This window comes from Candidatus Binatia bacterium (assembly GCA_029248525.1).
Taxonomy (GTDB): Bacteria; Desulfobacterota; Binatia; order UBA12015; family UBA12015; genus UBA12015.
Genome location: JAQWJE010000046.1, coordinates 22,343 through 49,104, shown reverse-complemented (window position 1 = coordinate 49,104; position 26,762 = coordinate 22,343). Strand labels below are relative to the sequence as shown.

The 26,762-nt window shown below is 59.4% G+C and carries 23 protein-coding genes and 1 pseudogene; 5 read left to right on the top strand and 19 right to left on the bottom strand.

The features are described 5' to 3' along the window. The first annotated feature begins 49 nt into the window (after window positions 1–49). Window positions 50–355 carry a hypothetical protein gene (locus tag P8K07_11745; protein MDG1959187.1) on the top strand — a complete coding sequence of 102 codons (306 nt, stop codon included), beginning with the start codon at window positions 50–52 and terminating at the stop codon, window positions 353–355. 71 nt (window positions 356–426) lie between these two features. Here the strand turns inward: P8K07_11745 and P8K07_11740 are convergent, their stop codons facing one another. Then, window positions 427–981 carry a carboxypeptidase-like regulatory domain-containing protein gene (locus P8K07_11740; protein ID MDG1959186.1) on the bottom strand — a complete coding sequence of 185 codons (555 nt, stop codon included), beginning with the start codon at window positions 979–981 and terminating at the stop codon, window positions 427–429. A 226-nt stretch (window positions 982–1,207) separates the two neighbouring features. On the opposite strand from P8K07_11740, the gene P8K07_11735 reads away from it, so the two are divergent. Next, a complete protein-coding gene (locus P8K07_11735) occupies window positions 1,208–3,112 on the top strand; it encodes a transketolase C-terminal domain-containing protein (GenBank protein MDG1959185.1) in 1,905 nt (634 codons plus the stop codon). A gap of 79 nt (window positions 3,113–3,191) precedes the next feature. On the opposite strand, the gene ahcY is transcribed toward P8K07_11735, so the two are convergent. From ahcY to P8K07_11695, 8 genes and pseudogenes are all read right to left on the bottom strand, one after another. Continuing rightward, the gene (ahcY, locus tag P8K07_11730) at window positions 3,192–4,661 is read right to left on the bottom strand and encodes an adenosylhomocysteinase (protein MDG1959184.1); all 1,470 of its coding nucleotides are present in this window, start codon (window positions 4,659–4,661) and stop codon (window positions 3,192–3,194) included. 30 nt (window positions 4,662–4,691) lie between these two features. After that, window positions 4,692–5,654 carry a metalloregulator ArsR/SmtB family transcription factor gene (locus P8K07_11725; GenBank protein ID MDG1959183.1) on the bottom strand — a complete coding sequence of 321 codons (963 nt, stop codon included), beginning with the start codon at window positions 5,652–5,654 and terminating at the stop codon, window positions 4,692–4,694. A gap of 128 nt (window positions 5,655–5,782) precedes the next feature. Continuing rightward, on the bottom strand, window positions 5,783–6,412 hold the full coding sequence (locus P8K07_11720; protein MDG1959182.1) for an HAD family phosphatase: 630 nt from the start codon (window positions 6,410–6,412) through the stop codon (window positions 5,783–5,785). Between the two features lie 2 nt (window positions 6,413–6,414). Further along, window positions 6,415–7,119 (bottom strand): NUDIX hydrolase, encoded by a 705-nt coding sequence (locus tag P8K07_11715; GenBank protein MDG1959181.1) that lies wholly within the window; start codon window positions 7,117–7,119, stop codon window positions 6,415–6,417. A gap of 66 nt (window positions 7,120–7,185) precedes the next feature. Further along, entirely contained in the window at window positions 7,186–8,808 is a 1,623-nt protein-coding gene (locus P8K07_11710; GenBank protein ID MDG1959180.1) for an ABC transporter ATP-binding protein, read from the bottom strand. Window positions 8,809–8,856: 48 nt separating this feature from the next. Then, a pseudogene (locus tag P8K07_11705) lies at window positions 8,857–9,849 on the bottom strand (ABC transporter permease). After that, entirely contained in the window at window positions 9,846–10,952 is a 1,107-nt protein-coding gene (locus tag P8K07_11700) for a microcin C ABC transporter permease YejB (GenBank protein ID MDG1959179.1), read from the bottom strand. Before P8K07_11700 ends, P8K07_11705 begins: the two are co-directional and overlap by 4 nt. A 12-nt stretch (window positions 10,953–10,964) precedes the next feature. Further along, entirely contained in the window at window positions 10,965–12,797 is a 1,833-nt protein-coding gene (locus P8K07_11695) for an extracellular solute-binding protein (GenBank protein MDG1959178.1), read from the bottom strand. Between the two features lie 133 nt (window positions 12,798–12,930). On the opposite strand from P8K07_11695, the gene P8K07_11690 reads away from it, so the two are divergent. After that, window positions 12,931–13,977, top strand: coding sequence for a phosphotransferase family protein (locus tag P8K07_11690; protein ID MDG1959177.1), 1,047 nt, complete (start codon window positions 12,931–12,933; stop codon window positions 13,975–13,977). Between the two features lie 42 nt (window positions 13,978–14,019). On the opposite strand, the gene P8K07_11685 is transcribed toward P8K07_11690, so the two are convergent. The 6 genes from P8K07_11685 to P8K07_11660 all read right to left on the bottom strand — a co-directional run bounded on the left by P8K07_11685 (window position 14,020) and on the right by P8K07_11660 (window position 20,826). Beyond that, on the bottom strand, window positions 14,020–15,231 hold the full coding sequence (locus P8K07_11685; protein MDG1959176.1) for an iron-containing alcohol dehydrogenase: 1,212 nt from the start codon (window positions 15,229–15,231) through the stop codon (window positions 14,020–14,022). A gap of 80 nt (window positions 15,232–15,311) precedes the next feature. Continuing rightward, window positions 15,312–15,695, bottom strand: coding sequence for a Co2+/Mg2+ efflux protein ApaG (gene apaG / locus P8K07_11680; protein ID MDG1959175.1), 384 nt, complete (start codon window positions 15,693–15,695; stop codon window positions 15,312–15,314). 7 nt (window positions 15,696–15,702) lie between these two features. Beyond that, entirely contained in the window at window positions 15,703–16,821 is a 1,119-nt protein-coding gene (locus P8K07_11675) for a 3-deoxy-7-phosphoheptulonate synthase (GenBank protein ID MDG1959174.1), read from the bottom strand. A 109-nt stretch (window positions 16,822–16,930) separates the two neighbouring features. Continuing rightward, window positions 16,931–17,491 (bottom strand): DUF192 domain-containing protein, encoded by a 561-nt coding sequence (locus P8K07_11670; GenBank protein ID MDG1959173.1) that lies wholly within the window; start codon window positions 17,489–17,491, stop codon window positions 16,931–16,933. Beyond that, on the bottom strand, window positions 17,478–19,754 hold the full coding sequence (locus tag P8K07_11665; protein ID MDG1959172.1) for a (Fe-S)-binding protein: 2,277 nt from the start codon (window positions 19,752–19,754) through the stop codon (window positions 17,478–17,480). Before P8K07_11665 ends, P8K07_11670 begins: the two co-directional genes overlap by 14 nt. Before the next feature lie 94 nt (window positions 19,755–19,848). Continuing rightward, window positions 19,849–20,826, bottom strand: a complete 978-nt coding sequence (locus P8K07_11660; GenBank protein MDG1959171.1) for an SDR family NAD(P)-dependent oxidoreductase — start codon at window positions 20,824–20,826, stop codon at window positions 19,849–19,851. Window positions 20,827–20,989: 163 nt separating this feature from the next. Between P8K07_11660 and P8K07_11655 the strand changes: the two genes are divergently transcribed. After that, on the top strand, window positions 20,990–23,245 hold the full coding sequence (locus tag P8K07_11655; GenBank protein MDG1959170.1) for a DUF3604 domain-containing protein: 2,256 nt from the start codon (window positions 20,990–20,992) through the stop codon (window positions 23,243–23,245). A 50-nt stretch (window positions 23,246–23,295) separates the two neighbouring features. Here the strand turns inward: P8K07_11655 and P8K07_11650 are convergent, their stop codons facing one another. Continuing rightward, entirely contained in the window at window positions 23,296–23,520 is a 225-nt protein-coding gene (locus P8K07_11650) for a hypothetical protein (protein MDG1959169.1), read from the bottom strand. 138 nt (window positions 23,521–23,658) lie between these two features. Here P8K07_11650 and P8K07_11645 point away from each other — a divergent pair, with 138 nt between their 5' ends. Next, on the top strand, window positions 23,659–24,108 hold the full coding sequence (locus P8K07_11645) for a nuclear transport factor 2 family protein (GenBank protein ID MDG1959168.1): 450 nt from the start codon (window positions 23,659–23,661) through the stop codon (window positions 24,106–24,108). Window positions 24,109–24,154: 46 nt separating this feature from the next. Here the strand turns inward: P8K07_11645 and P8K07_11640 are convergent, their stop codons facing one another. The 3 genes from P8K07_11640 to P8K07_11630 are packed head-to-tail and all read right to left on the bottom strand — an operon-like array spanning window position 24,155 to window position 26,680. Then, window positions 24,155–24,934 carry a crotonase/enoyl-CoA hydratase family protein gene (locus P8K07_11640; protein ID MDG1959167.1) on the bottom strand — a complete coding sequence of 260 codons (780 nt, stop codon included), beginning with the start codon at window positions 24,932–24,934 and terminating at the stop codon, window positions 24,155–24,157. Between the two features lie 19 nt (window positions 24,935–24,953). Further along, window positions 24,954–25,913, bottom strand: coding sequence for an electron transfer flavoprotein subunit alpha/FixB family protein (locus P8K07_11635; protein MDG1959166.1), 960 nt, complete (start codon window positions 25,911–25,913; stop codon window positions 24,954–24,956). Window positions 25,914–25,924: 11 nt separating this feature from the next. Next, window positions 25,925–26,680 carry an electron transfer flavoprotein subunit beta/FixA family protein gene (locus tag P8K07_11630; GenBank protein MDG1959165.1) on the bottom strand — a complete coding sequence of 252 codons (756 nt, stop codon included), beginning with the start codon at window positions 26,678–26,680 and terminating at the stop codon, window positions 25,925–25,927. Window positions 26,681–26,762: the final 82 nt, after the last annotated feature.

The window sequence follows — 26,762 nt, the reverse complement described above, 5'->3', positions numbered from 1 at the left end:
CGGGCGCCGTTCGAGGCGTTCATTTGCAGTAGTTCAAGGGAGAGTAGAGATGAAATCATTGTTTACCGCAGTATTTGCCGCGATTTTGATCATGGGCACGGGCCCTCTGGCGTTGGCTTCCGATAGCGCCAAGGAGGCGAAGGATTCCTTTGCCGCCGCCGCCGATGAAACCGGAGACGGTTTCAAAGAAGGATGGGATGCCAGCAAGAAGGCCGTCGGGAACGCGGCTGATGCCACCGGCGATGCCGCCAAGAAGGGCTGGGATTCGACCAAGGATGCCGCAAAAGCCGTCGGCACGGGCACCAAGGACGGCTGGGATTCGACCAAGGAAGCTTACAAGAAGTCTGCTGACTGAGGTCTTCCGGATTCAAAAAAAAGGCGAAGCCCTGATCAGGGCTTCGCCTTTTTTTATGCAGCGGCATTCGCCTAGAGGATCCCGGGTTTGATCTCCCGCGATACAAAGGTCTGCTTGGTTTCACCTTCGCCCAATTCGACCTCGGACCAGGCGATCGCCATTTGGGCCTTGTCGGAATTGCTCACATACGCGATCTCCGAGGCAATGATGTATTTCCCCGGTGGGAGCTCCCGAAAGACGAACCGACCTTCGGTATCCGAACGAGTCACCCATTTTACCTGAGACTCGATTTCGGGCGGGAACTCGTTTTTCTTCATGACGTATTTTTCCAGCCGATGCTCTGCGAACAGGGTCGCCGGAACCATACGGATGCGTCCTCGGAAGGATCGAACCTCCTTGTTCTCCGGGAATTGCAGGAAGGCACGACCGACGATAATACCAGCTCCGCGCTGACGGTAGGGGGCTGATTGCTCCCGCAGAAGTTCGAGGTCTGCTCCGGTAGGACCGTCGCCTTTGATCCAGTAGGTCGTCCAGGTCCCGATGGCGGCGCATCCGGGTGCGAGGATCAGGGTCAAAAGCAGGGCGACAAGGCCGGGCCGGCATTGGCGGGCGAGGGCTGGGAACATCAATTTCTCCTTTGTGGTGCGTTGAAACATCACATCCCTTGTACGCGAGTTCCACGTCTTGACCAACGGTCGAATCGCAATGCTTGCTAGGAGCTATGGCGAATGAAATACAGGCCACGGCAGATGCGTGTTCTACCGCTGCCAGCTAGAAACTTTCTGTAAACAAGTGTCTGAAGACAAATCTGGCCCGAAAACCGGGCCGACATCCCGCATTGAGGAGCAATGGATGAGTTTCCCGATTGATCTTGCCGCCTTTCGGCCGGTACCGCTGGACCCGAAAAACCCCGAACTCTCTCCTGATCAGGAGCGTCAGTTAGCTGATAATATTCAGTTATGTCGGGATGTTATCGTTTTCTTCACCGCATGTGCTGCGGCGAAGGGCCTCGGGGGTCATACCGGCGGCGCCTACGATATTGTTCCTGAAGTGCTGATCATGGATGGTTTTGTCCGCAGCGACCAGCCGGTGGTGCCACTGTATCTCGACGAGGCGGGTCATCGCGTCGCCATTCAGTACTTGATGGCGGTTTTGAACGGTGAAATGCCCGAGGAACGATTGCTTCATTACCGGGAGGCTTTCGGTCAACTGCCGGGCCATCCGGAATTCGGGCACACCCCCGGGGTCCATTTCTCGTCGGGGCGCCTCGGCCATTTATGGCCCTTCGCCAACGGCATCGCCTTTGCGAACCCCGAGAAGTCGGTCATCGTCTTCGGTTCCGACGGCTCGCAGCAGGAAGGTGACGATGCCGAAGCCGCTCGGATTGCCGTGGGGCATCAACTGAATATCAAGCTCGTGATTGACGATAATGACGTCACGATTGCCGGGCATCCGAGTGATTATTTGCCGGGCTTCGATGTCGGCAAGACCCTTCAGGGTCACGGGATGGATATCTGTGACGGTGATGGCGAGGACCTCCCGGCACTGTATCGGCGGATGTGTGCCGCCGTAACGAAAAAAGGCCCTCACGCTCTGATCAATCGTCGGAAGATGGCGATCGGGATCGAGGGACTCGAAGGTCTGCCGAAGGGGCACGATGTCATTTCGGTCGGCCTCGCCGAGCCCTACCTCGAGGCGAGAGGGCATACCGCGGCTCTCGAATATCTGGCGGGGGTCACCAAGGAAAAAGCACCCTCAGGCCACCGCGGGAGCTCGGACACGATGGGGAAGAATCGCGAAGTTTTCGGGATTGTTCTTGCGGATATGCTCGAGAAGATGGACCCGGCCGAGCGGCAGCGCCAGGTTATGGTCATCGATAGTGATCTGGAAGGGTCCTGCGGTTTGCACCATATCCACAAGCGAGTGCCTGACGTCTTCGTGCGCAGCGGCATTATGGAACGAGGAAATTTTTCCGCCGCGGCCGGATTCGGCATGGAGAAAGGCCGTCAGGGTGTTTTCGGAACCTTCTCGGCTTTCCTCGAGATGTGCCTTTCGGAAATCACCATGGCCCGCCTGAACGGGGCCAACGTTCTTGCACATTTCTCCCATGCAGGGGTCGACGATATGGCCGATAATACATGCCATTTCGGAATCAATAATATGTTCGCCGCAAACGGTCTGGCGAGTGAGGACGATACGACCCGTTTATACTTCCCCGGAGACCAGCATCAGATGCGCGCGGTGCTCGAGCGAGTCTTCCATGATCCCGGCATGCGTTTCGTGTTCTCGAACCGATCGGCTTTGCCGGATCTGCTCGATGCCAATGGTGATTTGCTCCATGGCGAGAATTACACCTTCGAGCCGGGGCGTGACGAGATCGTTCGTGAGGGCACTGCGGGCTGGGTGGTCAGCTTCGGCGAAACGCTTTATCGAGCGTTGGACGCTGTGGAGCAGCTCAGAGCCAAGGGTATGGACGTGGGCTTGATCAATAAATCCACACTCAACGTGGTGGACGAGGATCTGATGCGTAAAGTCGGATCATCGCCCTTTGTTCTGGTTGCTGAAGGACTCAGCCAGACGAACGGGCTGGGGGTTCATTTCGGATCCTGGCTATTGGCGCGTGGGCTCACGCCCAAATATGCTCATATCGGGACCCACCTCGATGGATGCGGCGGCTTGTGGCAGCAGATGGAACATCAGGGTCTCGACCCCGAAGGAATCCTGGCAGCGGTCGAGAAGCTGGCAACATCCGCTTAGATTTTGAACAACAGCAGGCAAAGAAAAGGGGGGCCGGACAGCATCGTCCGACCCCCCTTTTTTAGTGTCAGGCGTCTTTCTAGTAGCGGTAGTAATCCGGCTTGAAGGGGCCTTCGACGGGCACGCCGAGATAGTCGGCCTGCTTCTCGCTCAGGGTTGTAAGCTTGACGCCGAGCTTGCCGAGGTGCAGACGAGCGACTTCTTCGTCCAGATGTTTCGGCAGCATATAGACCGCCGTCTCGTATTTGTCGGGATTCTGCCAGAGCTCCAATTGGGCCAGAACCTGGTTGGTGAACGAGGCACTCATAACAAACGACGGGTGGCCTGTGGCGCAACCGAGATTGAGCAAACGACCTTCGGCCAGAACCAGCACGGAATGTCCGTCCGGGAAGACCCACTCGTCGTATTGGGGCTTGATGTTGATCTTCTCGATTCCCGCGATCTTCTGCACGCCTGCCATATCGATTTCGTTATCGAAGTGGCCGATGTTTCCGACGATCGCCTTGTCTTTCATTTTGGACATATGCTCGGCAGTGATGATGTTGAAGTTGCCGGTGGTCGTGATGAAGAGATCCGCTCGATCGATAAAGTCCTCGATCGTGGCGACTTCGAATCCCTGCATGGCTGCTTGCAGCGCACAAATGGGATCGATTTCCGTCACGATGACTCGACAGCCCTGACCGCGAAGCGACTCGGCGCAGCCTTTGCCAACCTGACCAAAGCCGCAGACCACGGCAATCTTGCCCCCGAGCATCACGTCAGTGGCGCGGTTCAGGCCGTCGATCAATGAATGGCGGCAGCCATAGACGTTATCGAATTTCGATTTGGTCACCGAGTCATTCACGTTGATCGCAGGGAAGAGGAGTTCTCCGTCGCGAGCCATCTGGTAGAGACGATCGACACCGGTGGTGGTCTCTTCGGAAACGCCGCGGAGCTTTTCATTGACTCGCGCCCACTGTCCCGGGGCATCCTTGGCTACCTTCCGGATCAGGTCCAGAATGACACCGTATTCCTCGGCGTCGTTTTCGGGATCGAACTCCGGGATGACGCCGGATTTTTCGAACTCGAGACCTTTGTGGCAAAGCAGGGTGGCGTCGCCGCCATCGTCCACGATCAGATCGGGACCAGTGCCATCCGGCCATACGAGAGCTTCGTTGGTGCACCACCAATATTCTTCGAGAGTCTCGCCTTTCCAGGCAAATACGGGGGTGCCTGTGGGGTTGTCGACGCTTCCATCTCGTCCGACAACGACGGCTGCGGCGGCGGAGTCCTGCGTCGAAAAGATATTGCAGGACACCCAGCGGACATCAGCCCCGAGGTCGACAAGAGTTTCGATCAGAACCGCGGTTTGGACGGTCATATGAAGGGAGCCCATGATCTGGGAGCCCGACAGCGGTTTCTCGCTGCCGTATTTTTCCCTCAGGGCCATCAATCCGGGCATTTCCTGTTCGGCGAGGCGCAGTTCTTTGCGGCCCAATTCGGCTAGTCCCAGATCGGCTACCTTGTAGGCGGGTCGATTCAGGGTGTCCAATTTTTCAGCGGTGCTCATGTCTCGAAATTTCCTTTCCTTGGTCGTGGTTCAATGAAGAGTAACGGTCCCGCGACTCCGCTGTCCTACTGCGGCAAATAGCGAAGGCCCTTTGGCCTTCGGGTCGGGGGGAATCGAATGGATTCGGAGATTTTCCAGGCCGGCTTCCTCGAACCAGCTGGCAAGTTGATCGGGTGGGAAGCCGAGCCAGACGTGACCCATCTGGCTGCGGTATTCGTTCCGATCGTGTTCCTGCATGTCGACAAGCAAAAGGCGCCCGCCTGGCTTCAGGATCCGGGTGGTTTCCCGGAGGACCGCGAGGGGGTCCGGCAAATGATGCAGGACGAGAAACGCGGTGGCCGCATCGACGCTTTGATCGTCGATGGGGAGTGCTTCGAGTTGGCCCGAGCGAAGCTCGATATTCTTGAGCTGCTGGAGCCTCGTACGTGCGCTGCGCAACATTTCGTTGGAGCTGTCGACCCCGACGACGCGCGAGACGAAGGGGGCGAGGCTGGCCGCGAGTTCTCCGGTGCCACAACCGAGGTCGGCAACCGTCCAATCGGGGTCCAGAAGGGCGGCCAGCGCCTGCAAATCAAAACGATGACCGAACATCTCGTCGCGCATCCGATCCCATTCTCCCGCAGCAGAGCGGAAAAATTCCTCGGACGGACGTCGACGCTGGGCCAGCACGCTTTCCAGCCGCTGGTCATCCTGAGCGGTCGATGTCAGGGCCGCCGTCTCCTCGCGGACGAGTGCCCATAGGCGCTTTGCGGGCCCGGCCAGGTCTTCCTTCGGCATCCTGTAGAGCCGGCTGGTCCCTTCGGGACGCGCCTCGACCCAGCCTTCGTCGGCGAGCACTTTCAGATGGCGGCTCACGGTGGATTGAGGAGCCTGCAAAACGGCGCAGAGATCCGCAACGGTCAGCTCGTGTCTCTCGACAAGCCTCAAGGTGCGGGCCCGGGTGGCGTCCGACAGGGCGCTCATCCAGCCAAGCAGTGCGGGGGTCTCATTCATCGCTTCATCCGGGATTACGGATGGAGTATATGGGTGGAGTGGGCTTCAAGCAAGGCCGAAAAGCTGGAAGCCAGGTTTTTCCAGCGTTTTTTCAGAGGGAGAAGCGGCGCAACCGAGCCCGGATCGAATCAGCCCAGAAGGCGTCGAGTTTCGGCGATCGAGGGAGCGAAATCTTCTTCGACCAGAACCCCCTGCAGCCCCAGGCGCTGGGCCGCGTCGATGTTTCCCTCAAAATCATCAATAAAAACAGAATGTTCTGCTTGAACTCCGAGGTGTTCCATCGTCAGCGTGAAGATGGCGGGATCGGGTTTGCGCACACCCACAGCGCTGGAGTCGATCACGACATCGAAAAGCTCGCCGAGCGGGAGGGTCTTTTCCCAATGCTCCCGGAATTCGAGGACGTTGTTCGTGATCATGCCGGTTTTATGACCGGCGGCCCGGATTTCTCGCACCAGATCCACGAATTCCTCGCGGACCCCGGCCCCGGTGCTCATTGCCGAGAAAAATTGAAAAACATCGGTCTCGAGATCGACCTTCTGACCCAGAGCCAGAATCGCCTCCCGAGCCTCCTGCAGCGAGATCTCGCCGCGTTCGAGGCGATGCCAAGGGTGGTCGGTATCGCTCGCATAGGGGCCGAAAATGATTTCCACGGCCTGGCCGGGTGCGGCGCCGATCTTGACGCCGAGCTCGTCAATCGCGCGGAACGGGGAGGCGGTAAAAACGCCACCATAATCAAACAGGAATGCTTTTGCGGCCATCGTCAGATCTCCTCGGTTCGCTCGCGAAAATACTCCCAGCCGCCCGACGCCATCAGAAGTCGGTGGCGAGGGCCCGCTTGTTCGGGGTCCGAGGCGGCGTATCCGGCATCACCTTCCCAGAGCGCGGTGGCACCGGCGTCGGAGAGTCCGATGCGAGTGCGGTAGAAGTCCACCGGGGCCGCTTCGATCGCAGAAAGGGCCGCTTTCACTGTGGGGAAGTCTGCCAGCATGGCGAGGGTGACGAAGGTGGGCGGCAGAACCTGGATTTCATCGGATTGCACTTTGCGCATTCCTTCGGCCGCCGTCACCCAGCGATGGTCGTGGATCTCGCCGCGATCAATCGCGACATCGCCCACCGGTGCCTGGCTGACAAAAAACCAGGTCAGGAACCGCCGCGGTGAGTTGTCCGGCGGTGTCCAATGAGAAAAGGGAACCAGGTCCGCGGGCTCGATTTCGAGACCGGATTCCTCGGCTGCCTCGCGCGCGGCGCAGACTTTGGCAGCGCCACAGTCATCGTCCGAAGCCAGACCTGTCCAGTCAGCCTCATCGATGCGGCCGCCCGGGAAGACCCAGAGCCCCCCGGCGAAATTCAGCTTGGAATTGCGCCGGAGCATCAGAATTTCCAGACCATCGGCGGCATCACGCAAGAGGATGACGGTGGCGGCGGGCTCGTCGGGAGCGAGTGTATCTCTTGGCTCAGTGAACACGGACCATTTTTCTAGCAAAGACGAGCCGATGAATCCTGCCGCTAATTTCGGGCGATTTATCGAAACTCAGAGGAGGGAAGCCCGGATCAGTTCCTGCGTATAGGCCTGCTGCGGGGAGGCAAATAGATCGCCCGTGGGCGCCTGCTCGACCACGTGTCCGGCCTTCATGACCGCAACACGATGTGCCAGCGAGCGCACGACGCGCAGATCGTGACTGATGAAAACATAACTGGTTCCATGCTGTCTTTGCAGGTTTTTCAGGAGTTCGGTGATCTGTGCCTGCACGGAGACATCGAGCGCACTGGTTGGCTCGTCGAGAATGATCAATCGGGGGCGCAGGATCATGGCGCGGGCGATGGCGATTCTCTGGCGCTGTCCACCCGAGAACTCGTGGGGGTAGCGATCGGCCGCATCTGCGGGCAGATCGACCTCCTGCAGGGCTGCTGCAATCCGAGCGCGCCGGCCGGTCTCATCGATGCCCGCGGGATGAACCAGCAAGCCCTCACCGACGATCTCGCCCACGGAGAGCCGCGGGCTGAGTGAGCCATATGGATCCTGAAAGACAATCTGTGCTTGCCGCCGAAAGGTGCGGGTTTCCTCGGCAGTGCTCGAGGCGAGATCGTGATCGAGAAATCTTCGCTCTCCCTGGCTGGCGACGAGGCCCAGAATCGCAAGCCCCAGCGTGCTCTTGCCGGACCCACTTTCACCGACCACGCCGAGCGTTTCTCCTTCGCGCACATCCAGCGTCACGCCGTCTACGGCCTTTACATGATCGGTGGTGCGCCGGAGCAGGCCCGTCCGAATGGGGTACCAGACTTTCAGATTACGCACGCCGAGTACCTCCGGCGATCGGATCTGAGTTGGATCGGGTTCGCCTGAGGGCTCTGCGGCCAGCAGGTGACGCGTGTAGGGGTGCTCCGGGGTGTGCAGAACCTCGCTCGTGGGGCCTGTTTCGACAATCCGCCCCGCATTCATGACGCAGACGCGATCAGCGATCTTGCGCACCACAGACAAGTCATGGGTGATGAAGAGCATCGCCATGCCGTAGCGCGCGCGCAGGGAGGCCAGCAGTTCGAGCAGTTGTGCCTGGATGGTGACGTCGACAGCGGTCGTGGGTTCATCGGCGATCAGCAGGTCCGGCTTGTTCGCCAACGCCATGGCGATCATCACACGTTGTCGCTGCCCACCGGAGAGCTCATGCGGGTAGGGGGATCCACGCTCCAATACCGATTCCAGACCGACAGCCTCGAGAAGCTCGCGTGCCTGCCGGCGAATGGAGTCGGCTGTGCCGGGGTTGTGGATGCCGATGGCCTCGGCCACCTGCTTTTCAATCGTATGCAGGGGGTTCAGGGAGGTCATCGGCTCCTGAAAGATCATGCCGATCTCGTTGCCTCGGACGCAGCGCAGCGCGTCCGGCCTTTCCTCCAGAAGGTTTCGCCCGCGAAACTCGATGCGTCCTCCCCCGACTCTGGCTGCGGGTGGCAGAAGACCCAGAATCGAGAGCGCGGTCACGGATTTCCCCGAGCCGCTTTCTCCGACCAGGGCAACGACTTCGCCTGGCCCTACATCGACAGAGATGCGGCGGACGGCCTCGGTAAATCCGGTGGGTGTGGGGAATCCGATCTCCAGATTCTGGATCGAGACAAGCGCATCGGGTGCGGTGGCGGGTACGCTTTGCGCGTCACCCATGGCCGGTACTTCGTCGTTTGCCCCATTGATGCCGTTGCGCGGATCGAAAGCATCCCGCACGGCTTCGCCGACAAAGACCAAAAGGGTGAGGATGGTCGCGATCGAGAAGAATCCGGCGAACCCGAGCCACGGCGCCTGCAGGTTGTCCTTTCCCTGCCGCAGGAGTTCGCCGAGCGATGCCGAACCCGGTGGAAGTCCGAAGCCGAGGAAGTCCAGGGCGGTCAGGGTCACGACCGCGCCACTGGTGACGAAGGGCAGAAAGGCCAGAGTGGCCACCATGGCGTTGGGCAGGACATGGCGTTGGAGGATCCGCGCATGTCCCATGCCGAGGGAGCGTGCGGCCCGGACGTAGTCGAATTGGCGCGTGCGCAGCACCTCGGCACGCACCACGCCGACCAGCGTCATCCAGGAAAAAAGCAACATCAGGCCCAGCAGCCAGCTGAATGTGGGCGTGACCACACTGGCGAGGATGATCAATAGATAAAGCGTGGGCATGCCGGCCCAGATCTCGATGAGGCGCTGAAAGACAAGATCGACCCAACCCCCGAAATACCCCTGCACCGCGCCCGCGAGAATGCCGATGATCGAACTCAGCAATGTGAGAGTCAGGCCGAAGAGCAGCGAGATGCGGAGTCCGTAGAGCAGTCTTGCCGCTACATCCCGGGCCTGGTCATCGGTGCCCAGCCAATTTTGCCAACTCGGCGGGGACGGGGCCGGTACGGGCAGGTCATGAATAACGGTGTCGTAGCTATAGGGAATCGGCGGCCACAGGATCCATCCGGAGGCTTCGATGGTCTCGCGAATGAACGGGTCCCGATAGTCGGTCGCAGTTTCGAGGAAACCGCCAAAAGTAGTTTCCGGATAGGTTTCGATCAGCGGTACGTACAACTCGTCCTGATAGGAAACGAGCAGGGGACGGTCATTGGCAATCACTTCGGCAAAAAGACTCATACCGAGGAGAGCCACCGTCAGCCAGAGAGATACCCAGCCTCGTCTGTTTGCCCGAAAGGCTGCGATTTTCCGCCGGGTGATCGGTTTCATGAATCCCGGCTTTCAAAATCAATCCGGGGATCGACAAAGACGTAGGTCAGATCTTCTACAAGCTTCATGACCAAGCCGAGTAGTGTGAAAAAGTAGAGGGTGCCGAACATCACGGGATAGTCGCGGTTGATGGCGGCTTCAAAACCAAGCAAGCCGACACCGTCGAGCGAAAAGATCACCTCGGTCAGCAAGGCGCCGGTGAAAAGCATGCCGACGAAAGCTCCGGGGAATCCGGCAATGACAATCAGCATCGCGTTGCGAAAGACATGGCCATAGAGAACCTGTCGTTCGGCGAGCCCCTTGGCGCGGGCGGTGGTGACGTATTGTTGGTGGATCTGATCGAGAAAGGAATTCTTGGTCAGCATGGTGAGGCTGGCAAAGCCGCCGATCACCATGGAAAGCACCGGCAGGGTGATATGCCAGAGGTAGTCGAGAATTTTCCCGGGCCAGGAGAGCTGATCGAAGTCGTCGGATACAAGTCCGCGCAGCGGGAACCAGTCCAGGTAGCGACCTCCGGCAAAGACGACGATCAAGAGAATCGCAAAGAGGAATCCCGGCACGGCATTGCCGATGATGACTGCTGTCGACGACCAGAGATCGAAGCGGCTGCCGTTGCGCACGGCTTTGGCCACGCCCAGCGGGATCGAGACCAGATAGACCAGCAAGGTTGTCCAGACGCCGAGCGAGATCGACACCGGCATCTTCTCGACCACCAGAGAGACGACCGAAACGTCGCGGAAGAAGCTCTCTCCGAAATCGAAACGCAGGAAATTCCCGATCATGTGGAAGAAGCGTTCGTGAGCCGGTTTGTCGAAACCGAAACGGACTTCGAGTTCGCGAATGAATTCCGGGTCGATGCCACGCGCACCATGGTATTTACCGGTAGTGCCTGCCCCCGGCATGGGTTTCTGGTTGTTTGCGACCTCGCGACCTTCGCCGCCCGAGAATCTTTCGGTGGCGCTGACGTCGGTGCCCTGTACGCGGGCCAGCACCTGCTCGACCGGCCCGCCGGGTGCGAGTGAAATCACGAAAAAGTTGAGCGCCATGATGCCTGCCAACGTGGGCAGGACCAAAATCAGACGTCTGAAGATATATGCAACCATCGAGCCGGCCGGCTATTCCTTCGAGGTGCCGAGTGCCTTTTCCCGTTGCGGATCAATCCACCAGGTGTCGGTCTGCACACCCATCAGAGGCACTGTTTGCGGCATGCCGAATTTATTCCAGTAAGCGATGCGATCATTTGCGATATGCCATTGGGGAATGACCCAATGATTCCATTGGAGGACCCGGTCCAGAGCGCGGACTTGTGCGACGAGATCTGCGCGGGTTGGTGCTCGGACGATTCCTTCGATCAAGGTGTCGACGGCCGGGTCTTCGATGCCGATCAGATTTCGACTGCCATTTTGTTGCGCGTAGGCAGACCCCCAATAGTCCCGCTGCTCATTTCCGGGCGACAGGGACTGACCAAACGTTCCGACGATCACGTCGAAGTCAAATGAGTCCATGCGCCGGCGGTACTGCGCTGCATCCACCGTGCGGACGGTGACGTTGATTCCGAGGCGCTCGAGATTTTTCTTGAAGGGGAGCACCACGCGTTCAAATTCCGGTGCCACGAGAAGGATTTCAAAGTCCAGGGTTTCGCCGCTCGCGGTATTGGTGAGACGGCGTGTGTCGGAGTTGATCTTCCAACCGGCCTCGCCGAGAAGCGTATGCGCCGTTTTGAGATTGGCGCGAATATTCCCCGAGCCGTCCGTGGTCGGCGGATCATAGACGTCGGTGAAAACCTCGGGCGGGATCTGGTCCCGCACGGCGTCGAGCGCGCGGAGTTCTGCTCCCTCGGGGAGGCCGGTTGCGGCCAGATCCGAGTTGTCGAAGAAACTGCGGGTGCGGGTGTATTGGCCGTAGAACAGGGCCTGATTGGACCACGGGAAGTCAAAGACTTCCCCGAGTGCCTGGCGGACACGCGCATCCTTGAAGATCGGACGGCGGGTATTCATCACAAAGGCCTGCATGCCGCTGGGTCGACCGTTGGGGACTTCTCGTCGGATCAGACGCCCTTCGTCGACAGCCGGGATATCGTAGCTTGTCGCCCATGCCTTCGACATATTTTCGGGGCGAAAGTCGTATTCGCCAGCCTTGAAAGCTTCCAGCGCGACGGTCCCGTCGCGGTAATAGTCGATCTTCAGAGTGTCGGCATTATGCCGACCGCGATTGACCGGAAGGTCGGCCCCCCAGTAGTTGTCTGCTCGCTCGTAGGTGATGCTCCGGCCGGGCTCGAACGACGCTATGCGATAGGGGCCGCTGCCGAGTGGTGGCTCGAGAGTGGTTTTGCTGAAGTCGCGCTCGCTCCACCAATGCCGGGGCAGCACGACAAGCTGGCCGATGATCAGGGGTAATTCCGGATTGCCGCCGTGGGCGAATTGAAAGCGGACCTGTCGCGGGCCGGTTTTCTCGACGGCGGTAACGCCAGCATAGTAGGCCCGGTAGAAGGGTTGGCCCTTGTCGCGCAGGGTCTCGAAAGACCAGATCACGTCCTCGGGCGTGACCGGCTTGCCGTCGTGCCATCGTGCGTTCTCCCGCAAGGTAAAGGTGGCTTCGGACTGGTCGGGCGCGACCTCGACCGATTCCGCCAGCAGGCCATATTGACTGAATGGTTCGTCGGCCGACGGCGTCATCAGGGTATCCCAGATGTTGCCGAGTCCGGCGGCGGGGTTCCCGCGCACCAGAAATGGATTGAAGCTGTCAAACGTGCCCAGCGTCGAGGTTCGGAAACGTCCCCCTTTGGGCGCGTCCGGGTTGGCGTACCCGAAATGGGTGAAGGCCGGCGGGTATTTCAGGTCGCCATGCATTGCCAGGCCATGCTGTGGGCTGGCGTGGGATAGCGAGACGCCCGCGCATAGGACGAGGCCGGCGAGGGTTGCTTGGAGGAATTTAGAAAGGGTTCGCATGCTTCGCAAATAGTGACGGTCCCGGATCGATGCAGCAAGCGAAAGGCCACGGATCCAAAGGATAGTTTCTTCTGGTACTGGACATCGGGGGGGCGAATTCGCCATTGTCTTTGGCAGGACAAGGAGCGTTTCGATGAAGATGGATAATCCCGGCGAGGTTCGCGCAGACGAACAATTGGATGAAGCAGCTTTGGCTGCGTGGTTGCAGGCGACGGTCCCCGGGCTCACCGGCCCGATGTCCGTCACCCAGTTCCACGGGGGACATGCGAATCTGACCTATATGGTTTCCTTCGGAGATCAGGAATTGGTTGTGCGACGTCCGCCGCTCGGTCCGGTGGCCCCCAAATCGCATGATATGGGGCGCGAATTTCGAGCGCTCGCAGGTCTGGCCCCGCAATTCCCTCATTCGCCACGCCCGCTGGGCTTTTGTGAGGACGAGAGTGTGCTCGGGGCGCCTTTTCTCGTGATGGAACGGCGACAAGGGTACGTGATCCGTTCGGAATGGCCCGCTTTCCTGCCCGAGGATCCGGCGTTGCGCCGGCGTATCTCCGAGGATCTCGTCGATGCTCTCGCCGACCTGCATCTGGTCGATACCTCGACCCCGGAACTCTCGACGCTCGGGCGCCCCGACGGCTTTGTGGAGCGACAGGTGCGGGGCTGGTTGGGGCGTTGGGAAGCCGCCAAGACCCGCGAGATTCCCGATATGGATCGAGCCGCGGCCTGGTGTCTGGAGCATATTCCGGTCCCCCAGTCGGTGAGCGTGCTGCATAATGACTACAAGCTGGATAACTGCATGTATGGCGCCGACGATCCCGGGCGTCTGGTCGCAATCTTCGATTGGGATATGGCTTCCCTGGGAGACCCTCTGGTCGATCTCGGTACGCTGCTCGGCTACTGGTCCGAGGCGACGGACGATATGGGCCGCGGGACCGTTGGTGGCGTCTCGACACTCGACGGATTTCTCAAACGCGACGAGCTCGCCGAGCGCTACGCGGCCAGAACCGGGCTCGATCTGAGCGAGATCGGCTTCTACGAAACCTTTGCCCTCTTCAAGACCGCCGTGGTGCTCGAGCAGATTTATGTTCGCTGGGTGCGCGGCCAAACCAAGGATGCGCGTTTCGAAGGGCTGGGTTCGATCGTTCCGCAGTTGGCGGCGGGAGCTGTTCGAGGCTGCGTTTGACCGCCTTGTCGAGGTGAGGCTCGAGAGTTCTGCCAGAGTTGGTTAGCGAACCGACGCGGGTGCGATGGCCCGCAGAATATCCTCGCATTCGGCCTGCTCCATGTAGCGAGGTACGGGGTAATTGGCCCAGCCCTCCGCAAGGGCTTGTTGGGCGATCGAGGGAATGTCCTTCAATTGCAGGTCTTCGAGGTGTGTCGGGATCTGCAGCTGGCGAAGCAGTTCATCGACCGCAGCGCGAAAAGCATCGGCTCTTTGCTCGGCGCTTCCCTGCTCGATGCCGATCATGGCGGCCAGCGCTGCGAGACGCTCGTTGGCGGCGGGTGCCGAGAACTTCAGGATGTGGGGCAGCGTGATGGCATTCGCGAGGCCGTGCGGCGTATTGTAGCGGGCCCCGAAAGTGTGGGCGATCGCATGCACATAGCCTACACTGGTGCGCGTGAAGGCGATGCCTGCATAATACGAGGCCATCGCCATAGCACCTCTCGCTTCAAGATCATCTCCGTTGGAGAATGCTCGCGGCAGGTTCTCGAAAATGAGCGGAATCGCCATTCGGATATAGGTTTCCGTTTGGTCATTCGAGGTTTTCGACAGGAAGGATTCGACGGCATGGGTCAGAGCATCGACGCCCGTGGCCGCGGTGACATGAGGTGGCATGCCCGCCATCAAGGCAGGATCCAGAGCGGTCATCAGAGGTACCAGTTTGGGGTCGATGAACTGCTTTTTTTCATGCGTTTCGGTGTCCGAGACAACGGCCACGATCGTGACTTCGGAGCCAGTGCCGGCCGTGGTGGGGAGGGCGAATATGGGAAGCGGGCGCTTTCGAATCTTCATCATCCCGGCAAGCTTGCGTGGATCTTTCGAATTGGTGCCGCAGGCCGCAATGACCTTGGCGGCATCCATCGGGGAGCCTCCGCCGATCGCGACTACTGCGCCGCAAGTGTCGGACCGCAGGAGTGCACGTCCGGCATCGATCTGGTCGAAAGTCGGGTTGGGTTCGACGCCATCGTAAACCACGCTGGCGACGCCCGCGGCTTCCAGTTTCGCTGCGACCTGTCCGACAATCCCCAGTTCGACCAGGATCTTGTCGGTCACGATCAGGACCTTCTGGATACCCAGTCGGCCGATCGCGCGACTCAGTTCCTGAGTGGCGTCTTCTCCGGCGAACGTGACCGGGATCGAAATCGGCAACAACTGGGAGAAGATTCGAAAGAGAGCAATCGCCACATGATGAATCGCGCGTTGAATAGCCTGCATGCAGTCTGTCTAGCTTCTGGCCGCGTCAGGTCCAAGCGGGGTGGGGAGACCTCGGTGAAGGGCTTGCGGGTGCCCCGTGATTACTGAAGCGTGCCGGGCCTTTCGAGGGAAAATCTGGGGATTTCGGCTCGGAAGACATGCCCCTCGCCCGCGTGCATTTCGTAGGTGCCTTCCATCGTTCCAAAAGGCGTCTCGATAATCGCACCACTGGTATACTCGTGGACCGCACCGGGTTGCAGAACGGGTTGTTCGCCGACAACACCTTCGCCTTCGACTTCTTCGACGTCCCCGTTTCCGTCGGTGATGATCCAATGGCGACGGCGCAACTGCACGGTTTCGGTGCCTTCGTTCGCAATCTGGATCTGGTAGGCGAAGGCGAACCGCTCTTCGGCTGGATCCGAGCGATCTTCGAGATACAGTGCTCGGACACTCACCCGAATGTTCTCTGTTGTTGCGGTCGCCATGACTGGTTCAGGCGGTTGCGGCGCGCGCGGCCAGCGCACGACGCTTCTCATAGGCCTCCCGGACAATCTGGATGTCTTCCAGATAAGGTGCGAGTTCGGGAATAGTGAGAGCCTGCGGGGCATCGCAGAGAGCCTTCGATGGATCCGGATGGAAGTCGACCAGTACCATATTGGCGCCCGCGATGACTCCCTGTGCTGTGCAATGCTGGATGTCGGTGATGCCGTCGGGGGCCGGTTCCTTGCGGCCGACCGAGTGCGAGGGGTCAACACAAACCGGCATCCTCGTCAGCCTTTTGACAACGGGAACGTGACCGAAATCGACGAAGTTGCGATGCGGATCTCCGAGATTTGTCTTCATGCCGCGCAGGCAGAGAATGATGTTGCGGTTGCCCTCGCTCGCCACATATTCGCAGGCATTCAGAGATTCTTCGAGTGTGATCCCCATGCCTCGTTTGAAAAGAACGGGGAAGCGTTGCTGCTGGCCGATCACCTTCAGCATCTCGAAGTTCTGCGCGTTGCGTGTGCCGACCTGCAGCAGGACACCGGTGGGTGAGCCGGCGGCATCGAGTGCTTCGTTGATCTCGTCGATCTGGGATTCGTGGACAATCTCCATGGCGATGACTTTGACGTCGTATTTCCCGGCCAACTCGAAGACATAGGGCAGGCAGTCCTTGCCTAGTCCCTGGAAGTCGTAGGGGCTGGTGCGGGGCTTGTAGGCACCCATACGAGAAGTCTGGATGCCGGCGTCCTTGAGCGCGGCAAACATTTCCTCGACGCTCTGGCGAGAGTCGACCGCGCAGAGCCCGGGCAGCACATGCAGTGAGTCCTGATCGAAGGTCAGACCCTGATAGGTAAACCCGACAGCTTCCACCTGTCCCTTATGGCGGCCCAGGATCCGATATTTTTCCGAGACACGAACGACGCTTTCGACACAATCGAGTTTCTCGAACGCCTCGGTGGGCACCGGACCTGTCGCTCCGATCAGGTAGACTTCGATCAAGGATCGGCTGGCACCTTCGACGACGTGCTTGCGTGCCTGAACTCCCTCGAATTCCGCGGCTACATCAAGGACTTTCTGAACGTCGGGGGAGTCCGGCGGGGTTTCTGGCTTGAGGATGATAATCACGAGCAAAAAAGTAGCAAGGCAAGCCCGTCACTGCCACGGGAGACCGAGTCACCGGTTGCCTCGGCGGTTCGAGGGTCCATGTCGGCTATCGAGCGGCCCGGCCGTCTTTTCAGGTGGCCGGCGTCCTGGCGAGCGCGCCTAACTCGACACGGTCGCCGGCCCGCACGCCGACTTGGGCGCAATAACCGCCAGGGACTTCGAGTACGAATCGCGCCGGGCGTTCACTGGGCAGCGATTTCTCGGAGTAGGGGGTCGTGTTCCGATGAATATTGATGATCGTCCCGGAGGGGTCGAGATAGAGGATATCAAGCGAAATCGGAGTGTTGCGCATCCAGAACGACAAGGGTCTGGTTTCGGGAAAGATAAACAACATTCCGGTGCCCGGTGTCAGAGACTCCCGGAACATCAAACCGCGCGCACGGCTTTCCGGGGTTGCCACGATCTCGACCCGAACCTCTACGGGGGCTCCCCCGAGAGGTTCCAGTTGGACGGTCGGATAGTCGGGCCGCGGGCTCGGTTCAGCTACGGGGTCGGTTTGCGCATTGCCTTCACCGCATCCCGCCAGCAGGAGCAGGATAAACGCGACGCTCGCAATGAGGCATGCCGGCAAGCCCGATCGCGTATTCGTCCCACGATCGAGTCCCGCCGGGCGCGCCTCAGCTCTCCTCAATCGTCGTCTCACTGGCTTCCGGAGCGGCACCTTCTTCTCGAGGCTCCGAGCGCTTGAGGGAGTCAGCGACCAGTTCTACGACGTCCTTGACCTGAACCTGTTCCTCAATCCCCTTGGTCTTGGTGGCATCGCTCATCATGGTCGTGCAGAAGGGACAACCGACGGCGATGGTATCGGGCTCGGTTTCCATCAATTGATCAAGACGGGTCACATTGATGCGAGCCGTGTCGTGTTCTTCCTCTTTCCAGAACTGACCACCGCCGGCTCCGCAGCAAAAGGTTTTGCGCTCGGACTGTTCGACATCTTCGCGCTTCATGCCCGGGATCTTGTCGAGAATTTTTCGCGGAGCCTGATGGACGTCATTGTGACGCGCCAGGTAGCACGGGTCGTGCATCGTCAGTTTCTTGCCAAGGAAGTCCTTGTCGAGGTGGATACGGCCGGCTTCGAGCAACTCGTCAATATATTGGGTCGTATGGACCACCTCGAAGTGGCCGCCCAAATCCGGATACTCGTTCTTGATCGTGTTGAAGCAATGAGGGCATTGCGTGACGATCCGTTTGAATTTGTAACGGTTCAGCGTCTCGACGTTCATGGACGCCAACGAGAAGTAGAGATATTCGTTGCCGAGACGGCGAGCAGGTTCGCCTGTGCACTGCTCTTCCATGCCCAGAATGCCGAATTTCACATCGGCTTCCTGCATGATTTTGACCAGCGAGGTCGAAGTTTTCTGGTTGCGATCATCGAAGGAGCCGGCACAACCAACCCAGTAGAGAATCTCGACTTCTTCGTCCTCGCCGATTTCGGCCATTTGCTGGACACCGAGGTCGTCAGCCCATTTCGCGCGTTGATCAGCGGCGATCCCCCAAGGGTTGGCTTGTCGCTCCGTTCCCTGGAAGGACGACTGGAGGTCTCCGGGGAATTCCGCCCGCATCAGCACGCCGTTGCGTCGCATATCGACGATACGCTGGATATGTTCGATGCCCACGGGGCAGCCTTCTTCGCACCAGCCGCAGGTCGTGCATCCCCAGACGACTTCCTGAGTAGCGACATCGTTGATCATGTCGGCGTTCTGGAGCCACGCGGCGTCGTGCTCGCCGTCCATCAGGGGGGTGGAGCGCTCGCCGAGTTCGTTCAGTGCAATATCGCCACCTTCGCCACCTGTATTGGCATCGGCATCTCCGGAGGTATCTTTCTGGGCCCAGCGCGAGAATTGGGATTGCAGGAAGGAGAGGCCGTGTCGTGCGGTGACCTGCTCACGCTGCTCGATCACCAGATGCTTGGGATTGAGCGATTTTTGAGTGTTCACCGTCGGGCAGTTGAGGGTGCAGCGACCGCATTCGAGGCAGGCCGCCATGTCCAGGATCTGTTTCCAGCTGTAGTCTTCCGGTTTTTCCGCGCCAAAGCTTTCGGCGGTTTCGAAGTCATCAACCGGGGTCAGACGCAGGCCGGGATCGAGTTTCTTGAAAAAGAGGTTGATCGGCCCAAGGAACATATGGCGCAACTTGGTCGACACCATCGAATAGAGGAAGGCGAAAACAATCGCGAGATGGATCCACCAGATCGAGTAGTGGAACGCTGTTCCCGTTCCCATGGCACGAAAGCCCTTCGAGAACATGATGCCGACATAGGCCAGCCCGGCAGAGCTCTCGGGCTGGGCGACCATGCGGGCGCCTTCGAGCATGAAGCCCGTAAAGCCGATCAGGAAAAGCATGATCAGCGGGAAGCCGTAGCCTCCTTCGTTCTCGAAGGTTCCGACCATTTTTTCGGGCTGTTCGAGGGCTCGCGGCGGTGCCACGTAGCGGCGGTACATGAAGATGCCCGAACTGACACAGAGTCCAACGCCGGCGGTGTCCATCATCAGCTTGTATACGCCGTAAAAGGCGCCGTTATAGAAATCCAGAGGCGTGTCGAACTGAACGGTGACGAGCGATGTTCCGAGGAAAAGAATCACGAAGGAGACAAAAAGGACTTGGTGGTTGATGCCGAGGGGTTCGCGCACCACGCGTCCCTGCCCGATACCCTCAAATAGAGCTCTCTGAATTCGCTCCGGAATCCGGTCCAGGCGATTCTCCGGTTGTCCGCGGGACACAATGTAGCCCCAGCGCACCAGAGGATAGATGATGGTGATCCCCCAGAGGAGGAACAGGAGAAAAGGCAATCCAAGGTTCAGGAATCCAAGGATATGGATGAAGTGGTCGGTGAAAGCTTGCGGTGCACCTTCGCCGATCTGGCGCGTCCCGGTCAGACTCAATTCATCATTCATGCTGTCAATATCCCCCGTGTTCGGCTGTCGTCCGAATTTGGCATAAGTCTACCGTGTTCCTGCCGTGAGCGCACGCCAGTGGACGGAATCGAGCTTATTCTTGGGGTACGAGGTCGTTGAGGTGGCCTTCGGCCAGAAGTTTCTCCAGAAAATCCGATTCGTAGGCCTCCTCGGGTGTGGCTCGAACCAGACCATCGAGAACCTCGGCGTCCTTGCCGACCAGAATGCGCCATTTTTCGGCCCGAATCCCGTCGAGGATGATATTCGCCGCGCTGGCCGCGGTGGTGGGCGCCTTTTCCTGGAAATCGAGCATCCGTTGATGGACAAATGCCTTGAGGTCCGAATCCGAGATGGCCGAGGCATCAATACCCCGCTGATGAATCATCGCGCGCATGTCGGTGAGTTCGTCGGCCGTCATTTGCTCAGGCGTCCCGTGGCCGAGAATTCGCCGTGAGTTCATCATGATGGCGGTTCCGATATGGCCCGGCATGACCACGGCACATTTGACGTGTGGTGCATTCATGCGGAGATCGGTGACCAGAGCCTCGGTGAAGCCTTTCACTGCAAATTTGGCGGTCGCGTAGGCTGAGTGGGGGACGTTGGGGCCGAGAGCCGCCCAGAAACCGTTAATGCTGCTGGTGTTGACCAGGTAGCCGTCCTCGCTCGCGACCAAGGCCGGGAGGAAAGTGCGGGTGCCGTAATATACCCCCAACCAATTGACGTTGAAGACGCGTTCCCATTCGTCGCGATCGCCGTCGACCAGACTGGCGACGCCTCCGATCCCGGCATTATTGAAGACGAGATTGACGTGATCTGTCTGATGCTCGGCCAGCGCAGCGTTGCGAAAGGCAACCAGATCGTCCTCGCTGGATACATCCGCCCGGTGTGTGGTGACCCGAAGGCCGTCCGCGCCACCGCCGCGGCAGAGTTCAGCGGTTTCTTCGATATTCTCCGGATGGATATCGCAGAGCGCGAGGTGGCAACCCTCGGCCGCCAGCTGCACCGCGAGTTCTCGGCCCATTCCGGTTCCGGCACCTGTAATCACCGCAATTTTGTTCTGGAAATTTTTCATCGAAGACTCCTTTTTGGGGCAGACGAAACCGAGTGATCGGGCCGGCCGATTTTCAACGAATTGCCGGTCGAACCTGACGGCTGCCGACTCTCGAGTCTTATCCTTTATGACAGCGATCCGCGATGTTTGGAGCCATCGACCAAGGTGTTAAGAAAAACGAACCATGAGTAGATCTTCGATTGCTGGTCGTATTCTCCGTGTCGTTGGGGGAGTACTTTTGTTGTTGGTCGGAGCTGCTGCCTTCATCTTGCTTCCGCCGGGAGAAGACCAGCCTGTGGGCTCGATCTCTCTGCAGCCGCGAACGACAGCGCGCGGGGATGCGAACGCGGTTTCGGACAGCAAGCAGATTCTGTTTGGCGACCTGCACGTGCACACGACCTATTCGCTGGACGCATTTTTCACTTCGATGCCCCTGCTGAGCGGCGAAGGAGCGCATCCCCCGGCGGATGCCTGCGATTACGCCCGACATTGCGCGGCCTTGGATTTCTACGCGATCACGGATCATGCACAGGAATTGACTCCCGAGCATTGGGCCCTCGAGAAGGAGGCCAATCGGCAATGCAATGCGGTGGGCCAGACCGCGGATGGTGGACAGGATCTCGTCGTCTTTCACGGGTTTGAATGGACGCAGATCGGTCGGACCCCGGATCAGCATTATGGTCACAAGAATGTCATTTTTCGCGGTCTCGGTGAGGACGAGGTGACGCCTCGGCCCATTACGGCGCTCGGCGGCCCCGAGGTGGTCAATCCATGGCTGACGATCGCGCCCGTCATGTCGGGCGCAGGCCTGATCGATCCCCTGAATCGGGAGACCTATAGCCAGTTCAAGTGGATGTTCGATCAGCTGCAGCAAGTCCCGGATTGTGATTCGGGAAAGCCCAGCCGCGAACTACCGCTGGATTGCCGGGAGCATGCGCCAACGCCGGATATCCTCTTCGAGAAGCTCGATGAGTGGGACTATGATGCCATGGTCATCCCGCACGGAACTGCCTGGGGGAGCTATAGCCCCCCGGGGACGAATCTTGCCAAGCAATTGAGCGGCGGCATGCATGATCCCGACCGGCAGAAATTGATCGAAATCTATTCCGGCCACGGCAATTCCGAGCAATACAAGGACTGGCGAGAATTCACGCTGGGCGAGGACGGAGAGCGGATCTGTCCGGAAGAAACAGACGCTTATTTGCCGTGCTGCCGTCGTGCCGGCCAGATCATGCGAAGCCGCTGTGGCGATCTGCCCGCGGCCGAATGCGAGCGTCGAGTCGATCTGGCAGTCGAATATGCTCTGGCTGCGGGGATTGCCTTTGACGGGATCTTCCCGGATACCGGAGCCGAGGAATGGCTCGATTGTGGCCAGGCGCGTTCGGGTTTCAAGCCGGATTATAGTCTCCGGCCCCTCGGGACAGCGCAATACGGTCTAGCTCTTTCGCCAGGTGGGACCGATCGCAGGGATCGTTTTCGCTGGGGTTTTATTGGCTCCAGCGACAGTCATAGTGGTCGCGCCAGCACGGGCTTCAAGCAGGATGGTCCAAAACGGGGGCGCACCGATATGGTCGGTCCGCGCAATGATTTTTACGCGGCCTTGCTCCGCCCTCGGAGCGAGATGGAAGATCCGCGGATGCCCGTGGAGTCAACCTCGGGGTTCGCCGGTGCCCTGGCAGTCGAGCGAACCGGGAGCTTTCTCTATCCCGGGGGTGTTGTTGCGGTTCACGCAAATGAGCACTCCCGTCAGGGCATATGGGACGCCCTCGAGCGCCGCGAAACCTATGCGACCAGCGGCCCGAGGATCCTCCTGTGGTTTGATTTACTCATGGCCAACGGTCCCGAGTTGCCCATGGGTTCGATTGTGAAAACGAATGTCGCGCCACGGTTCCGGGTTCGTGCGATGGGGGCGCCGCGTCAGGCGCCAGGTTGTCCGGAGGAGACGATCACGGCGCTCGCACCCGAACGAATCGCCAAACTCTGTATGGGCGAGTGTTACTACCCCACCGACGAGAGGCATTCGATAACGGGAGTTGAGGTGGTTCGTGTTCGCCCGCAGACCTCTCCCGGGGAGGATATTGGCGGGTTGATCGAGGATCCATGGCAGACGATCCCTTGTCCGGAGGCTGGCGATACCTGTGTGGTGGAGTTTACGGATGAGGATTTCACGAAGGGGAAGCGAGATGCCGTCTACTATGTGCGGGTGCTTCAGGAACCGACGGAAGCGATCAATGCCGATAACCTCCGCACTCAATTTGATGCCGCGGGAAAACCCGTTGCGGTACAGCCCTGCGGGGTCGGTGCGGTCTCTGCTCCGGGCGATGATTGCATGGCGGAAGCCGCCGAGCGCGCCTGGTCGTCGCCGATCTTTGTCGACTACGCAGCAGGGGCGCCGGTCGCTCTCGCTGGTTCGGATGGAGCGCAGGAGGCAGGACTGTGAAACGTCTCAGGTAAGCCCGCGGCAGGACCGCGACAGGACCGCTACAGAACTCAAGGTGCCGGCCGACGACTTGGATGGAGGCCGCGCGGGGGAAGAAGCAGGTCATCCTGATCCGGGGGATCGCCGTTCTGGCGGCGCTGCAGGACGCGCTCCTGCTCCCGCATAATCAGATGCCGAAGAAAGGCGTTCGGGGAGGCATACCCTCTTCGCTGCACCTCCAGATCCAGCCAATTCTTGAGAGTCTGGGGGAGCGAGATATGAAGAGTGCGCCGCATCGGGTCTGCCAGGTGTCACTTTTGTCGAATCGCCAAGCGCTGTCATTGCACGCAGAACAATTTCTTCAATGCAGGGTCTCGGTGTGCCGCCATCTGCGAGGGTTTGCTCTTGAGGGAAATGAAGTCGTATGAACAGCGATGCTTAGCCATCAGGAAATCTCCGACCGTTTGGAAATTCAGGACCTTCTCTATCGTTACTCCGAGTTGATCGACGGCAAGAAGATCGACACTCTGCGAGAAGATGTCTTCACCGAAGATGCCTTTATCGATTACAGCGCTCTGGGCGGCAGCAAGGGCGACCTCGAAAGCACCCTGGCGTTTCTGAACAAGGTGATGACGCCGTCGATGTTTCCGAATACCCAACACCTTGTTGCGAATATGCAGCTTCGGATCGCGGGCGATCAGGCGACCGGAAGGATTATGTGTCTCAACCCACAGGAAATGCTCATCAAGGAAGACACCAGAGTCTTCTTTTGTGGCCTCTGGTATATCGACGAGTATCGCCGAACCTCGGCGGGTTGGCGGATCTCCCGACGCGAGGAAGAGAAGAGTTGGGTGCATAATACCCCCGACTTCATGAATATCTAAGCCGGGTGCGACGGCTCGGGGGCCAGCCTTTGCTGGCTGCCGTCGATCAGGACATCAGGTTTTTGACGTCCTGATCGAGGGTTTCACGAATGCGGGCCATGGCGGCGGCGCGAATGCGCTGCTTGGTCCCGTTCATGCCCCGCAGTGTGATCTCTGCGGCCAGCCTCGCGGCCTCGGCAATCGTCGCATCAACGACTTCTTCTGCGGGAACCGTGCGATCGAGGTAGCCGACGGCGCAGGCCTTTTCGGGGTCGTAAATCTCCGCGAGGATGGCGGCATCGGTCAGATGGCGCGGGTCGAGCCGCTCGCGACAGAGCTCCGTGGCGAATACCGGCAGGGACATTCCGATTTTGGATTCGTTCAGGCCGATTTTGAAGTTTCCTGCCGCTCCGACCCTTCGATCACAGCCGAGGATGAACATGGCCCCCATGGCCAGAGCATGGCCCGTGACAGCGACCAGCGTCGGACGAGGGAAGCCGTAGATGCGCAAAACAAGCTCGGCGCCTGCCTTGACCATCGCCTCGGCGGCTGCCGGTCCCCCTTCTTTCATGATTCCCAAATCAAAGCCGCCGGAGAAGCGCCCCGGACGCCCGGCGAAGACAACGGCCTTGGCTTCCTGCTCCGCGCGGTCCAAAGCGCCGTCGATGGCGGCGCTCATGGCGGGCGAAAAAACATTCGCCTTGCCATCGTCGAGCGAAATGATGGCAACGCCATCGCGAAGTTCGTATTGGATCAAGGTATTCTCGGACATGGCGGGATCATAGATCGCCATACGCGAAACGCAAAGAGGGGGATGCCCGAACCGGACATCCCCCTCTCTGGACACGCTTGTATTTTCTGACGGATCAGGCCGATTTCACCTTGTCGACAGCTGTGACCATTTCGGGAACAGCCGTGAAAAGATCCGCGACCAGACCGTAGTCCGAGACGCTGAAGATCGGGGCATCCGGATCCTTGTTGATCGCCACGATTACTTTGGAGTCCTTCATGCCGGCCAGATGCTGGATCGCGCCCGAGATGCCGACAGCGACGTAGAGCTGCGGCGCCACGACTTTGCCGGTCTGACCCACCTGGAGGTCGTTGGGCACAAACCCGGCGTCCACGGCTGCCCGGGAAGCGCCCATCGCCGCGCCCATGGCGTCGACCAAGGGTTCGAGGACTTCAACGAAGTTCTCGCCAGACTTCAGGCCACGGCCTCCCGACACCACGATATCGGCGTCTGCCAACTGCGGTCGATCGCTTTTTGTCTCCTCGAAGGAAACAAAACGCGTCTTCGAAGCGGCATCTGCTGCCAATTCGACTTTTTCGACGCTGGCACTGCCATCGGCAGCCGCTGGTTCGAAGGCGGTTCCGCGGACAGTCACGACCTTTTTCTCGGTGTTGATTTTGGTGGTCGCGAGCACGTTACCCGCATAGATGGGGCGAACAAATGTCCCATCGTCATTCACGGCCGTAATTTCGGAAGCCATCCCGGAGGCGCGTTTCTGCGCCACCCGGGGTGCGAAATCCTTACCGATGGCTGTCGCGGCGGCGACCACCGCATCGGCTCCTTCAGCATCGGCCACCTGAGTGGTCGCTGCGGCGTAGATGTCCGCGAGGTAGTGCTCGAGGCGGTCGTCGTCGATCGCAACCACCTTGCTTACGCCGGAAAGGGCGCCCGCCTGCGCGGCAACTTCATCGATCCCCTTGCCGAGGACGAGGGCGACAACATCGCCACCCATCTTTGCGGCAGCAGCGACCGCAACCGCGGATGCTTTGGGGACCTTGCCGTGGGCATGCTCGATATAAACCAGAACTTTGCTCATGATGATGCTCCTCAGATCAGCTTGGCTTCGCTGTGCAACAGCTCGACCAATTCATCGACCGTTTCCACGGTCTTGCCTGCTTCACGGACGGATGGCGGAACCAGAGTCAGCGTTTCGACCTGAAGAGAATCCGAGGCGCCTGCTTCGGCGAGAGGGATTTCCTTCAGCTCTTTTTTCCTTGCCTTCATGATGCCGGGCAGGGAAGCATATCGCGGTTCGTTCAACCGAAGGTCGGTGGTGATGATTCCGGGGAGCGAGAAGGCAATTGCTTCCAGCCCGCCGTCCACTTCTCGGGTCACCGTGACATCGGCTTTGTCGTCGCTAAATTCGACTTTCGACGCGAACGTGGCCTGCGGCCAGTCCAGAGTCGATGCGAGTAATTGTCCTGTTTGGTTAGCGTCATCATCGATCGACTGCTTGCCGAGCATGACCAGCTCAGGCTGCTCGTCGGCCACGATCTTGGCCAGAACTTCCGTGGTTGTCGCCGGGTCGAGTGGCTTGTCGGCCACCACAAGAATGGCTCGATCGGCTCCCATGGCGAGACCGGTTCGCAGCTGCTCCTGGCAGACTGCATCACCGATCGAAATCAAGATAACTTCGGCTTCGCCTTGGTTTTCCTTGATTCGGAGAGCTTCCTCGATTGCGATCTCACAAAAGGGGTTGATGACGAATTTGACGTTATCTTCCGCGATTCCGGACCCATCGGGTTTTACCACGATGTTGGTCTGGGGATCGGGGACACGTTTGATGGGCACCAGAATCTTCACGCCGGTGTATCCTCCTACCTATGGGTTTTTGGGGTTGCGTATCAGTTCTTCTGAACTGCCGCGGGTCTAGTTATTAGCTAAC

Excerpts from the sequence above, each read along its gene's own strand:
- P8K07_11745 (MDG1959187.1), top strand. The coding sequence starts at position 50 with ATGAAATCATTGTTTACCGCAGTATTTGCCGCGATTTTGATCATGGGC.
- P8K07_11740 (MDG1959186.1), bottom strand. The coding sequence starts at position 981 with ATGTTCCCAGCCCTCGCCCGCCAATGCCGGCCCGGCCTTGTCGCCCTG.
- P8K07_11735 (MDG1959185.1), top strand. The coding sequence starts at position 1,208 with ATGAGTTTCCCGATTGATCTTGCCGCCTTTCGGCCGGTACCGCTGGAC.
- ahcY (MDG1959184.1), bottom strand. The coding sequence starts at position 4,661 with ATGAGCACCGCTGAAAAATTGGACACCCTGAATCGACCCGCCTACAAG.
- P8K07_11725 (MDG1959183.1), bottom strand. The coding sequence starts at position 5,654 with ATGAATGAGACCCCCGCACTGCTTGGCTGGATGAGCGCCCTGTCGGAC.
- P8K07_11720 (MDG1959182.1), bottom strand. The coding sequence starts at position 6,412 with ATGGCCGCAAAAGCATTCCTGTTTGATTATGGTGGCGTTTTTACCGCC.
- P8K07_11710 (MDG1959180.1), bottom strand. The coding sequence starts at position 8,808 with ATGGGTGACGCGCAAAGCGTACCCGCCACCGCACCCGATGCGCTTGTC.
- P8K07_11700 (MDG1959179.1), bottom strand. The coding sequence starts at position 10,952 with ATGGTTGCATATATCTTCAGACGTCTGATTTTGGTCCTGCCCACGTTG.
- P8K07_11695 (MDG1959178.1), bottom strand. The coding sequence starts at position 12,797 with ATGCGAACCCTTTCTAAATTCCTCCAAGCAACCCTCGCCGGCCTCGTC.
- P8K07_11690 (MDG1959177.1), top strand. The coding sequence starts at position 12,931 with ATGAAGATGGATAATCCCGGCGAGGTTCGCGCAGACGAACAATTGGAT.
- P8K07_11685 (MDG1959176.1), bottom strand. The coding sequence starts at position 15,231 with ATGCAGGCTATTCAACGCGCGATTCATCATGTGGCGATTGCTCTCTTT.
- apaG (MDG1959175.1), bottom strand. The coding sequence starts at position 15,695 with ATGGCGACCGCAACAACAGAGAACATTCGGGTGAGTGTCCGAGCACTG.
- P8K07_11665 (MDG1959172.1), bottom strand. The coding sequence starts at position 19,754 with ATGAATGATGAATTGAGTCTGACCGGGACGCGCCAGATCGGCGAAGGT.
- P8K07_11660 (MDG1959171.1), bottom strand. The coding sequence starts at position 20,826 with ATGAAAAATTTCCAGAACAAAATTGCGGTGATTACAGGTGCCGGAACC.
- P8K07_11655 (MDG1959170.1), top strand. The coding sequence starts at position 20,990 with ATGAGTAGATCTTCGATTGCTGGTCGTATTCTCCGTGTCGTTGGGGGA.
- P8K07_11650 (MDG1959169.1), bottom strand. The coding sequence starts at position 23,520 with ATGCGGCGCACTCTTCATATCTCGCTCCCCCAGACTCTCAAGAATTGG.
- P8K07_11645 (MDG1959168.1), top strand. The coding sequence starts at position 23,659 with ATGCTTAGCCATCAGGAAATCTCCGACCGTTTGGAAATTCAGGACCTT.
- P8K07_11635 (MDG1959166.1), bottom strand. The coding sequence starts at position 25,913 with ATGAGCAAAGTTCTGGTTTATATCGAGCATGCCCACGGCAAGGTCCCC.